The 11,150-nt window shown below is 52.5% G+C and carries 12 protein-coding genes; 10 read left to right on the forward strand and 2 right to left on the reverse strand.

The window, feature by feature from the left end:
• The first annotated feature begins 454 nt into the window (after positions 1–454).
• The 5 genes from L975_RS15685 to luxS all read left to right on the forward strand — a co-directional run bounded on the left by L975_RS15685 (position 455) and on the right by luxS (position 4,837).
• Positions 455–1,468 (forward strand): NADP-dependent oxidoreductase, encoded by a 1,014-nt coding sequence (locus tag L975_RS15685; protein ID WP_052181541.1) that lies wholly within the window; start codon positions 455–457, stop codon positions 1,466–1,468.
• Entirely contained in the window at positions 1,444–2,016 is a 573-nt protein-coding gene (yqaB, locus tag L975_RS15690) for a fructose-1-phosphate/6-phosphogluconate phosphatase (protein ID WP_010864347.1), read from the forward strand. The genes L975_RS15685 and yqaB overlap by 25 nt, the downstream gene beginning before the upstream one ends.
• Positions 2,016–2,459, forward strand: coding sequence for a YqaA family protein (locus tag L975_RS15695; RefSeq protein WP_052181542.1), 444 nt, complete (start codon positions 2,016–2,018; stop codon positions 2,457–2,459). The genes yqaB and L975_RS15695 overlap by 1 nt, the downstream gene beginning before the upstream one ends.
• A 92-nt stretch (positions 2,460–2,551) precedes the next feature.
• Positions 2,552–4,108: a glutamate--cysteine ligase gene (gshA, locus tag L975_RS15700; protein ID WP_047709265.1), complete on the forward strand. Its 1,557-nt coding sequence runs from the start codon at positions 2,552–2,554 to the stop codon at positions 4,106–4,108.
• Positions 4,109–4,333: 225 nt separating this feature from the next.
• Positions 4,334–4,837: an S-ribosylhomocysteine lyase gene (gene luxS / locus L975_RS15705; protein ID WP_039045153.1), complete on the forward strand. Its 504-nt coding sequence runs from the start codon at positions 4,334–4,336 to the stop codon at positions 4,835–4,837.
• A 117-nt stretch (positions 4,838–4,954) separates the two neighbouring features.
• Here luxS and L975_RS15710 read toward each other — a convergent pair whose 3' ends face one another.
• Together L975_RS15710 and L975_RS15715 are read right to left on the reverse strand one after the other, a co-directional pair.
• Positions 4,955–6,247: a CNNM domain-containing protein gene (locus L975_RS15710; RefSeq protein WP_010864343.1), complete on the reverse strand. Its 1,293-nt coding sequence runs from the start codon at positions 6,245–6,247 to the stop codon at positions 4,955–4,957.
• Positions 6,248–6,431: 184 nt separating this feature from the next.
• The gene (locus tag L975_RS15715) at positions 6,432–7,223 is read right to left on the reverse strand and encodes an inner membrane protein YpjD (protein ID WP_010864342.1); all 792 of its coding nucleotides are present in this window, start codon (positions 7,221–7,223) and stop codon (positions 6,432–6,434) included.
• A 161-nt stretch (positions 7,224–7,384) separates the two neighbouring features.
• Here L975_RS15715 and ffh point away from each other — a divergent pair, with 161 nt between their 5' ends.
• From ffh to rplS, 5 genes are all read left to right on the forward strand, one after another.
• Positions 7,385–8,746, forward strand: coding sequence for a signal recognition particle protein (gene ffh / locus L975_RS15720; RefSeq protein ID WP_010864341.1), 1,362 nt, complete (start codon positions 7,385–7,387; stop codon positions 8,744–8,746).
• A 162-nt stretch (positions 8,747–8,908) separates the two neighbouring features.
• The gene (gene rpsP / locus L975_RS15725) at positions 8,909–9,157 is read left to right on the forward strand and encodes a 30S ribosomal protein S16 (protein WP_010864340.1); all 249 of its coding nucleotides are present in this window, start codon (positions 8,909–8,911) and stop codon (positions 9,155–9,157) included.
• A gap of 18 nt (positions 9,158–9,175) precedes the next feature.
• Positions 9,176–9,706, forward strand: coding sequence for a ribosome maturation factor RimM (gene rimM, locus L975_RS15730; protein WP_047709266.1), 531 nt, complete (start codon positions 9,176–9,178; stop codon positions 9,704–9,706).
• 64 nt (positions 9,707–9,770) lie between these two features.
• A complete protein-coding gene (trmD, locus tag L975_RS15735) occupies positions 9,771–10,523 on the forward strand; it encodes a tRNA (guanosine(37)-N1)-methyltransferase TrmD (RefSeq protein WP_010864338.1) in 753 nt (250 codons plus the stop codon).
• 33 nt (positions 10,524–10,556) lie between these two features.
• Complete coding sequence (gene rplS, locus L975_RS15740; protein ID WP_010864337.1) at positions 10,557–10,904, forward strand: 50S ribosomal protein L19; 348 nt, start codon at positions 10,557–10,559, stop codon at positions 10,902–10,904.
• The last annotated feature ends 246 nt before the right edge of the window (positions 10,905–11,150 follow it).

Genomic DNA, 11,150 nt, shown 5'->3' on the forward strand with positions numbered 1-11,150 from the left:
CCGTAGCTCAGCTGGATAGAGTACTCGGCTACGAACCGAGCGGTCAGAGGTTCGAATCCTCTCGGATGCACCATCTAAAGTAGAAAGCCCCGTCATTGACGGGGCTTTTTGCGTTTATACTCTTCCGACTTGAAGCTGCAGCGTTGTTGGCTACGTTCGTTCACTCTTTCCTTCTGAATCCATCTTATTTTCCTACCTACGCTTATTTTCTTTGTCTTGTTACGTTCGCGATTAACCGATTTTAGGCTAAACCGCAGTGGCAGTTTTGTTGCGTGAAAGCTGCATCTAACCAGGGATTAGGCTAGAGTAACTGCGTTTTTACCCCTACTGCCTGCGTTGTATGGCGTGAAAGCCTATTGACTCTGGTGGTAAGGCGCGGCTCAGGCAGACCTACCCCCATACAATGGCCGCAATTGGGCAATGGATCAGCAGATATTCAGCGAAGGAGTGACAGATGGCATCATCACAACAGGCTGCAGAATTTACGTGCGGCGAGAATATTGGGCTGGCGATCACCGCCTTTGGCGCGCCAGAGGTCTTGCAGGTGCAAACCTTGCCGATGCCGCAGGCCGGTGCCCAGCAGGTGGTGGTGCAAGTGGCTGCGGCGGGAATTAACCCGATTGATGCCAAAACTCGCGCAGGTTTAGGCTGGGCGGCACAGGCGCACAAAGATGATTTGCCTTGGGTACCCGGTTTTGATGTGGCGGGAACCGTTGTGCACGCGAGCAGCGATAGTGCATGGCAGTGCGGCGATCGGGTGGCCGGTTATGTGCAAGGTGGCGGCGGGTATAGCCGTTATTTGGCGGTGCCGGATACATTGCTGGCGCGGGTTCCAGATAACGTCAGTTTGGCGCAAGCCGGAGCCTTACCGGTGGCTGGGATCACTGCTTGGCAGATGGTGCGCAAAATGGCGGTACAGCCCGGAGAGCGGGTGCTGGTATCGGCGCCTGTCGGTGGGGTTGGTCATTTGTTGGTGCAGCTGTTACGCCGCTGCGGAGCGCAAGTCGTTGCGCTGTGTTCGGCACTAAAAAGCGCGTTAGCCCAGCAGTTAGGGGCGCACGAGATCATTGATTATCAGCAACCGTTGCCTACTGCTGATGATATTTTGCCGCGGCAGGTGGATGTCCTGTTCGATTTGGTGGGCGGCGATGCCGGCATCCGCGCTTTGGCATGGGTGAAACCCTCCGGTCGCGTTCTGACACTACCGACCATCAACGCTGAGCGAGTCTGCCAAGCGGCCGCAAAGCGTGGCATTTCAACGGCGGTTGGCTTATTGGCGCAGCCTAATGTGCACGATTTACAGGCATTGCTGGCGCTCATCGCGCAAGGCGAGCTGCACATCATGCTTAGCAAGGAATATCCGCTGCAGGACGGTGCCGAGGCGCACCGCGAGCTTGAACGAGGTCGCACCTGTGGCAAATTGATTTTTTCATTGGAGGAACCATGTACGACCGCTACCAAGGCCTGATTTTTGATATGGACGGCACCATCATTGAATCTTTGCCAGCACACCGCCAGGCATGGGAAGAGGTGTTGGGTCGTTACGGTTTGCCGTATGAGCCGGAGTTTATGGCCTCGCAAAGCGGCGCGCCAACGTGGCAGATCGCCAGCTCGATCTTAACCCGTCACGGCGCTGATCTGGATCCGCGGCTGATCGCTAAGCAAAAAGCCGATGCGGTGGAGTTGCTGCTGTTTGATTTGTGCCGTCCGTTACCCCTGATTGAGGATGTGGTGAAAGCGTACCATGGGCGCCGTCCGATGGCGGTGGGGACCGGCAGTGAAACGGCGGTCGCCGAAGCGTTGCTCCGTCATATGGGACTGCGCGATTATTTTTCCGTGTTAGTGGGCGCTAATGATGTGCAGGCGCATAAACCGGCGCCAGATACCTTTTTACTGTGCGCCGAGAAATTAGGCATCGCGCCACAGCATTGCGTGGTTTTTGAAGATGCAGAGTTTGGTCTGCAAGCGGCGCGGCGCGCCGGTATGGATGTGGTTGACGTGCGAACCCTGTACTGATGCTCAGCGCGGCATGGGAAAGCTATGGCCTGTGGGGGCTGCTGGCCAGCAGTTTCCTCAGCGCCACTATTTTACCGGGTAATTCGGAAGTGGTGTTGGTCTGGTTGCTGCGCCAAGCGCAGTGGCCGCAGTGGCAATTGTTAGCCGCCGCCGTCGTGGGTAATACGCTGGGTAGCCTGTGCAGCGTGTGGATGGGGCGAGGTCTGGCGATCTTAAAACCGCAACGTGGATTAGATACCGCTACGCGCTGGATTGAGCGTTATGGCGTGTGGTCATTGTGGTTTAGTTGGTTGCCGTTGATCGGCGATATTTTATGTTTGCTCGCCGGCTGGTTTCGTTTGCCGTGGGCGTCATCCACACTGTTTATTTTGTTAGGAAAAACACTGCGTTATCTGGTAATCATACTTATTTTCAACGGGGCGAGCGGTATTTTATTCGGATAGGATAAAGAGTAACCGATTGTTATAACGTAGAAATTTACCTATTTAACCAGTATCCTTAACAGATTACGAGTTCAGGTAAAGGAAGGTCTATTTTGATTCCTGACGTATCAGCTGCATTATCATGGCTGGCGGCTAATCCGCACAGTGTTAAAGGTTTGGGGCGCGGTATTGAGCGCGAAACCCTGCGTATTACGCCAGATGGCCATTTGGCGGCCACGCCACACGCCTCGGCGTTAGGCTCTGCGCTGACCCATAGCTGGATCACCACGGATTTTGCCGAAAGTCTGCTGGAATTCATCACCCCAGTGGAGCGAGATGTAGACCGTCTGCTGACATTTTTACGTGATATTCACCGTTATACTGCCCGTCAGGTGGAGAACGAGCTGTTTTGGCCGTTGAGCATGCCGTGCTTTATTGGCAATGAAGACGATATCGTTTTGGCGCAGTACGGCAGCTCTAACATCGGTAAGTTTAAAACGCTGTATCGTGAAGGGCTGAAAAACCGTTATGGTGCCTTGATGCAGGTGATCTCCGGTGTGCACTATAACTTTTCGTTGCCGGATACGTTCTGGCAATTGCGGTTTGCTGGCCAAGATCCGGCCACCTATCAGGAAAGTGTCTCGGATGGTTATTTCCGCCTGATCCGTAATTATTATCGTTTTGGTTGGGTGATCCCGTATCTGTTTGGTGCTTCACCTGCACTGTGCCGTTCGTTTATCGCCGGTCGTGAAGATGTACTGCCGTTTGAGTCTAACGGCAAAGGGTTGATGTACTTGCCGTATGCGACCTCGCTGCGCATGAGTGATTTGGGTTACACCAATAAAGAGCAGAGTAAATTAGGCATTACCTTCAATCATCTGCACACTTATGTGGATGCGCTGAAAAAGGCCATTCATCAGCCTTCCAAGCAGTATGCCGAACTGGGCGTGAAGGTAGATGGCCAGTATCGTCAGCTCAACAGCAATGTGCTGCAGATTGAAAATGAGTTCTATGCGCCGATTCGGCCTAAGCGCGTCACCTTACCGGGTGAGTCGCCGTCGGATGCGCTGCTGCGTGGTGGCATTCAATACATTGAAGTGCGCGCGCTAGATAACAACCCTTACTCACCGATTGGGATTGATGCCGAGCAAGTGCGCTTCTTGGATCTGTTCTTGATCTGGTGTGCGCTGGCCGAGGCGCCAGAGATGAGTGAAGGCGAGTTGCTGTGTTGTCGTAAAAACTGGAACCGCGTGATCCTCGAAGGACGTAAGCCAGGGCAGACCATCGGGATCGGGTGTGAGACTAGCCGTGAGCCGCTGTCGGAAGTGGGCCAGAAACTGTTTGCCGACTTGCGTAAAGTGGCCAGCGTACTGGATGCGGAGCAGGGCAATACTTATCAGGCGCTGTGCGATAAGCTCGAACCGGCATTTGCCGATCCATCATTGACCTTGTCGGCGCGGGTGTTGGATGACATGCTGCAGCAAGGCATGAGCGGTTTAGGTCTGGGGCTGGCGAGTCGTTATCATCGTCAATTAGCATCCGAGCCAACCGAAATGGTGAGCGAAGCGGAGTTTGTGCAAGAGCGTGAACATTCGCAGCGTAAACAAGCTGAGATTGAAGCCGCTGATACGCTGAGTTTTGATGCGTATTTGCAGCAGCAACACTTTTGAGCGCTCCGGTAGCAGGACTTTCTATCGCTGCGCCCATAAAAAAGGCCACTCCAAGGTGGGGTGGCCGAAATACATCTCTGCGTGTGTAATTTCAGGGATGTGATGACAACAAAATAGCGCGTCTTACAGTAATTAAGACCGGATGCCGGATAAAAGGTTTCCCCTGTTTGACAAAATTTTTTTGTTTTTTTCACAGAAGATAAAATCAGTAAGGAAAACAGCCGCATGCCATTACTTGATAGTTTTACCGTCGATCATACCCGTATGGCTGCACCGGCCGTGCGCGTTGCCAAGACCATGCAAACCCCGCATGGCGATACCATTACTGTGTTTGATCTGCGCTTTTGCGTCCCGAATCAAGAGATCTTGAGCGAAAAAGGGATCCACACGCTGGAGCACTTGTTCGCCGGATTTATGCGCGATCACTTAAACGGTAACGGGGTTGAGATTATCGATATTTCGCCGATGGGCTGCCGTACCGGCTTTTATATGAGCCTGATTGGTGCGCCGGATGCACAGCGGGTGGCGGATGCGTGGCTTGCCGCGATGCAAGATGTGGTGCAAGTGGCCTCGCAGGATGATATCCCAGAGCTGAACCGCTTTCAGTGTGGTACCTGTGCCATGCACTCGCTGAGCGAAGCGCAGCAGATTGCGCGTAATGTACTTAGCCGCGGTGTGGGCGTGAATCGCAATGACGAGTTGGCGCTAGATCCATCGCTGTTGGGCTAATTCAATCGTAGGGTAAGAGATTAGGCGCAACGGTTGGCATAATCGGAGCTCAGCATAAAAAAACCGCCACTAGCGAATCGCTGTGGCGGTTTTTTTTGCGTGCGTGGTTAGTCAGACTCAGCCATCATTTTCTGGCGTGGCATCGTCACCGTTATTTTTCGGATGTACCCGTACCAGTTTGACCATGTTATCGCTGACTTCCAGAATATCGATCTGATGACCATACATGTGCACGCTGGTGCCGACATCAGGAATATCTTCCAAGTATTCGAGCAGCAAACCGTTGACGGTTCGTGGGCCATTGGTCGGCAGCTGCCAGTTAAAGGCCTTGTTCAGATCGCGAATATTGGCGGTACCCTCCACATAAATGGTGCCGTCACTTTGCGGAGTCACTTCTTCGGCCAGAGTTGGCGACATTGAGGTGGTAAATTCACCCACAATCTCTTCCAGAATATCTTCCAGCGTGATCAAGCCTTGAATATCACCATATTCATCGACCACCAAACCAAAACGCTGTTTATTGCGCTGGAACTTGAGCAGCTGTACGTTCAGCGGCGTGCCTTCTGGGACGAAATAAATCTCATCGGTGGCGCGCAGCAGCGTCTCTTTGTTGAACTCGTTCTTTTCCATCATCAAGCGGTAGGCTTCACGCACACGCAGCATACCGATGGCATCATCCAAATTGTCGCGGTACAGCACCAAACGGGCATGTTGCGAGTGGTTGAGCTGACGGACAATACTCTTCCAATCTTCGTTGATATCGATACCGACCACTTCACTGCGCGGCACCATGATATCTTCCACCGTGATTTGCTCCAGATCGAAGATAGACAGCAGCATATCTTGGTTGCGGCGGGTAATGCGCGAGCCTTCATGCACAATCGTGCGCAGCTCTTCTTTGCTGACCGCTTGCGAGTTTTTCACATCGGAGCGCAAGCCAAACAGGCGCATCAAACCGGAGGTGATCAGGTTGGTAAACAGCACCACCGGCAGCATCAGCTTCATCAGCACATTCAGCAGCAGGGTGCTTGGGAAAGCAATTTTTTCCGGATACAGCGCGGCGATGGTTTTAGGCATCACTTCGGATACGATCAACACCACCAGAGTCAGCACACCGGTGGCAATCGCCACCCCGGCATCGCCATAAAGGCGCATACCAATAATTGTGGCAATGGCCGAAGCGAGGATGTTAACCAAGTTGTTGCCAATCAGGATAAGGCTGAGCAGGCGATCAGGGCGCTGCAGCAGGTGCTCGGCACGCTTCGCGCCGCGGTGTCCTTCTTTGGACATATGCCGCAACCGGTAGCGGTTCAGCGACATCATGCTGGTTTCGGAGCCGGAAAAATAGGCAGAAATTAACAACATTAAAATCAGCACAATAAACAGTGTGCCGGTATGTATGTCGTCCAAGTAATGGTTCCTTTCGTCAGTAACAGTATTTCAGTAAAGACAATATCCAACAAAGACAGCGTCTTAGAAATGCTAAAGGGGCATTCAGGCTAGACAGTGTAGCAACAGCAACGCGGTCTGCGTAAACACGGTTTCAATAAATATGAGCTACATAGCGTAGAATCAAGCGGGTTGTGTCCGATAATCAGCGCAGGATCACTTCCTGCATAAAGCGGCTGCCAAAATAGGCCAGAGTCAGTAAGAACGCGCCGATCAGACTGAAGTAGACCATACGGCGTCCGCGCCAGCCTTGGCGAAAGTGTCCCCACAGCAGCACGCCATAGACCACCCATGCCAACATCGACAAAATGGCTTTATGCGATTTGCCTTGCGCGAACATGTCTTGCAGGAAAAACCAGCCACTGATCAGCGTTAAGGTCAGCAGGATCTCACCAATTAAGGTGATCTGAAACAGCTGGCGCTCGATGGTCATCAACGGCGGGAAAATCGGGCTAAGCGGTAACCGTTTTTGCTTGAGGCGGTAATCCAACCACGCCAGTTGCAGGGCATATAAGGTGGCAATCATCAAGGTGGCATAGGCAAACAGTGCCAAGGTGATGTGCAGCAAAATACCGGCGTTATGCTCAAGGTGCGTAATAAAGGCGCCGGGCAGGAAACTGGCCGCGGCCAGATTGATGGCCGCAAAACTATACACCACCGGCATCAAAAACCAGACCCGATAACGCAGGAGCGACAAGGTCATCAGTAAGGTGATGATCAAGCCAACCAGCGACGCCACATTCATCAGGCTGAGGTTTTGTCCGCTGACCGCACCAAAAATGAGCTCTTGCAGGGTGATCCCATGAAACAGCAGTGCGAAACCGGCACAGGCAAACACGGCCCGTGGATTCGGTCCGTTTTTACGCAGCAAACTCGGAATAATCAGCCCCAGACAGGCGGCATAACCCAGTAAGGCGAGTGTCGCGAAAATTGGCATAAGTCGGTGTCAGTGGTTGCATAACCTGATAGAAGAAAAGCTAGTATACCGTCCCTTCGGCAATGCTCCAACCTTGTGACTGCCACATAAGCAGAATAATCAGGTATAATCCCTTCAATTATTAAGCCACACAGACCCTGTGCAAGCGGACACTGACTACGATGTTTGAGAATCTTTCTGATCGACTGTCGCGCACTCTGCGCAATATCAGCGGCCGTGGCCGACTGACTGATGAAAATATTAAAGACACCCTGCGTGAAGTACGCATGGCGTTACTGGAAGCGGATGTCGCTTTGCCCGTGGTACGTGATTTTATCAATCGCGTTAAAGAGCGTGCCGTTGGCCAAGAGGTCAACAAGAGCCTGACACCGGGTCAGGAGTTCGTGAAAATTGTACGTAACGAACTCGAATTGGCGATGGGCGAAGCCAACAGTGACCTGAATCTGGCGGCGCAACCGCCAGCTGTGGTGCTGATGGCGGGTCTGCAGGGGGCCGGTAAAACCACCAGTGTGGCCAAGCTGGGTAAGTTCCTGCGTGAGCGTAAGAAGAAAAAAGTGCTGGTGGTGTCCGCGGACGTGTATCGCCCGGCGGCGATCAAACAGCTGGAAACCTTGGCGGAAAGCGTTGAGATCGATTTCTTCCCATCGGATCCGCAAGAAAAGCCGTTAGCGATCGTTAACAAAGCGCTGCAGCACGCCAAACTGAAATTCTACGATGTGCTGTTGGTGGATACCGCCGGTCGTTTGCACGTTGATGGCGAGATGATGGACGAGATCCAGCAGCTGCATGCGGCCATCAATCCAATCGAAACCCTGTTCGTGGTCGATGCCATGACCGGTCAGGATGCGGCCAATACCGCCAAGGCATTTAACGAAGCGTTGCCATTGACCGGTGTGATTTTGACCAAGGTGGATGGTGATGCCCGTGGTGGTGCGGCGCTGTCTATCCGTCATATCACCGGCAAGCCGATTAAATTCCTCGGTGTGGGCGAGAAAACCGATGCGCTGGAGCCGTTCTTCCCGGATCGCGTTGCGTCACGAATTCTGGGCATGGGCGATGTACTGTCGCTGATTGAAGATCTGGAGCGTAACGTTGACCGTGAACAGGCCGAGAAAATGGCCGAGAAGTTCAAGAAGGGCGACAACTTCGACCTAGAAGACTTCCGCGATCAGCTGCAACAGATGCGCAATATGGGCGGCATGATGAGCATGCTGGAAAAACTGCCGGGTGCCGGTCAGTTGCCGGATAACATCAAAGCGCAGATGGATGACAAGGTCACCGTGAAAATGGAAGCGATGATCAACTCCATGACCCGTGCCGAGCGCCGTAACCCTGAGCTGATTAAAGGTGGCCGTAAGCGCCGTATCGCCATGGGTGCCGGTGTTCAGGTGCAGGATGTGAACCGTCTGCTCAAGCAATTTACTGAAATGCAGCGCATGATGAAAAAAATGCGCAAAGGCGGCATGGCGAAAATGATGCGTGGCATGAAAGGTATGATGCCACCGGGCATGTTTGGCCGTTAATCCTTACCGTAGCGGTGCCTTGACAGGTGCCGCGTGTGTAAATCCGTTAAGGCAGGTTGCTTTTTACCCTGAAACGAGTAAAATTCGACAGCTTTTTCGCAGACCCCGGAGTCCGACCCTCAATACGGTCTCTGGGTGTTTTTGTTAATATAAGAGGACGTTATGGTAACTATTCGTTTGGCACGTGGCGGCGCTAAAAAGCGTCCGTTTTATCAAGTAGTCGTAACCGACAGCCGTAGTGCGCGTGATGGCCGTTTCATCGAGAGCGTGGGTTTCTTCAACCCAATCGCTGCTGGTGCGGCTGAGAAGGTTCGTCTGGACCTGGATCGCATCAACCATTGGCTTGGCCTGGGCGCTACTGTAAGCGACCGTGTTGCTAAGCTGCTGAAAGACGCGCAGAAAGCTGCGTAATCCGTCTGGGTGGTTTCAATGAGTAAGCTGCTTGAGCCTGTGGTGCTTGGGAAACTGGGTTCTACATACGGTATCCGTGGTTGGCTCAGGGTGTACTCCTCCACCGAGGATTCGGAAAGTATTTTCGAGTACCAACCTTGGTTCTTGAAAACAGGGGGTCAATGGCGTGAGGTGGAGCTGGAAAGCTGGCGTCACCACAACAATGACCTGATCATCAAGCTGAAAGGCGTTGATGATCGTGAAACAGCCCACGCAATGACTAATGCAGAAATTGCCGTGGATGCTTCACAGCTACCTAAGCTGGAAGATGGTGATTATTACTGGCGTGACCTGATGGGTTGCAAGGTGGTAAACACCAGTGGTTATGAGTTTGGTAAAGTCACTGACATGATGGAAACCGGCTCTAACGATGTTCTGGTGGTGAAGGCAAACCTGAAAGATGCTTTTGGAATCAAGGAGCGGTTAATTCCGTTCCTCGATGGGCAGGTTATCAAAAAAGTCGATCTCGCTACTCGAACTATCGAAGTAGATTGGGATCCTGGTTTCTGACCCGGGGCAGAGCAATCTGTCTGACGAGAATTGGCACTAAATCTATGTGGATAGGCCGAAACCTATGTGGATAGGAATAGTAAGCTTGTTCCCTGAGATGTTCCGTACAGTGACCGATTTCGGGGTAACCGGCCGAGCGGTAAAAAATGGCCTGCTCAGCATTGAGTGCTGGAATCCTCGCGATTTTACGCACGACCGGCATCGCACTGTCGATGACAGACCTTTCGGGGGCGGGCCGGGCATGTTGATGATGGTGCAACCCTTACGGGATGCGATTCATGCAGCGAAAGCGGCTGCAGGTGATGGGGCGAAGGTAATCTATCTGTCGCCTCAGGGACGCACACTGGATCAGTCTGGTGTGAGTGAGCTGGCAACAAACGAGAAGTTGATTCTGGTTTGTGGTCGCTACGAAGGCATAGATGAGCGCGTGATCCAAACCGAAGTTGACGAAGAATGGTCAATCGGCGATTACGTTCTCAGTGGCGGTGAGTTACCTGCCATGACGCTGCTGGATGCAGTCGCGCGGTTTGTTCCGGGTGTACTGGGCCATCAAGCGTCCGCAGAGGAAGATTCCTTTGCGAACGGGTTACTGGACTGTCCGCACTATACCCGGCCCGAGGTATTAGATGGGATGCAAGTGCCGCCGGTTTTATTATCGGGGAATCATGCAGAAATTCGTCGCTGGCGATTAAAACAGTCGCTGGGCCGTACTTGGCTGAGAAGACCTGAGCTTCTAGAAAGCCTAGCTCTGACTGACGAGCAAGCGGTGCTCCTGACTGAGTTCCAAGAGGAACATCAGGGCAGTGAGCAGAACTAAAGATTCAGTTAATTCTAGGGTTAAGAGAGAATTATGAGCAATATCATTAAGCAACTGGAACAAGAACAACTGAAACAAAACGTACCGGCGTTCCGTCCTGGTGACACCGTTGTGGTACAGGTTTGGGTTGTTGAAGGTGATAAAAAGCGTCTGCAGGCATTCGAGGGCGTGGTAATCGCTAAGCGTAACCGCGGTCTGCACTCTGCATTCACCGTACGTAAAATCTCCAACGGCGAAGGTGTTGAGCGTGTGTTCCAGACTCACTCTCCACTGATCGACAGCGTTGCTGTTAAGCGTCGTGGTGCTGTGCGTAAAGCGAAACTGTACTACCTGCGTGAGCGTTCTGGTAAGTCTGCTCGTATTAAAGAGCGTCTGAACTAATCGCTGCGCGATACGTTCTCAAAATAGTGCATACTATTTATAGCGGTTGGCGAAAGCTGACCGCTTTTTTTATCCTTGTGATTTGGGGTTAAGCCGTTTTTCTCTCTATCTCCCTTGGTTGCCGGTAGGAAGCGATAGCGAATTGCGCAGGGAGTGAGCGGGGCTTACCGTTTCTGTCTTCTGTCTTCTGTCTTCTGTCTTCTGTCTTCTGTCTTCTGTCTTCTGTCTTCTGTCTTCTGTCTTCTG

This window comes from Plesiomonas sp. ZOR0011 (assembly GCF_000800945.1).
Classification (GTDB): Bacteria; Pseudomonadota; Gammaproteobacteria; order Enterobacterales; family CAMTGL01; genus Plesiomonas; species Plesiomonas shigelloides.

Excerpts from the sequence above, each read along its gene's own strand:
- L975_RS15685 (WP_052181541.1), top strand. The coding sequence starts at position 455 with ATGGCATCATCACAACAGGCTGCAGAATTTACGTGCGGCGAGAATATT.
- yqaB (WP_010864347.1), top strand. The coding sequence starts at position 1,444 with ATGTACGACCGCTACCAAGGCCTGATTTTTGATATGGACGGCACCATC.
- L975_RS15695 (WP_052181542.1), top strand. The coding sequence starts at position 2,016 with ATGCTCAGCGCGGCATGGGAAAGCTATGGCCTGTGGGGGCTGCTGGCC.
- luxS (WP_039045153.1), top strand. The coding sequence starts at position 4,334 with ATGCCATTACTTGATAGTTTTACCGTCGATCATACCCGTATGGCTGCA.
- L975_RS15715 (WP_010864342.1), bottom strand. The coding sequence starts at position 7,223 with ATGCCAATTTTCGCGACACTCGCCTTACTGGGTTATGCCGCCTGTCTG.
- ffh (WP_010864341.1), top strand. The coding sequence starts at position 7,385 with ATGTTTGAGAATCTTTCTGATCGACTGTCGCGCACTCTGCGCAATATC.
- rpsP (WP_010864340.1), top strand. The coding sequence starts at position 8,909 with ATGGTAACTATTCGTTTGGCACGTGGCGGCGCTAAAAAGCGTCCGTTT.
- rimM (WP_047709266.1), top strand. The coding sequence starts at position 9,176 with ATGAGTAAGCTGCTTGAGCCTGTGGTGCTTGGGAAACTGGGTTCTACA.
- trmD (WP_010864338.1), top strand. The coding sequence starts at position 9,771 with ATGTGGATAGGAATAGTAAGCTTGTTCCCTGAGATGTTCCGTACAGTG.
- rplS (WP_010864337.1), top strand. The coding sequence starts at position 10,557 with ATGAGCAATATCATTAAGCAACTGGAACAAGAACAACTGAAACAAAAC.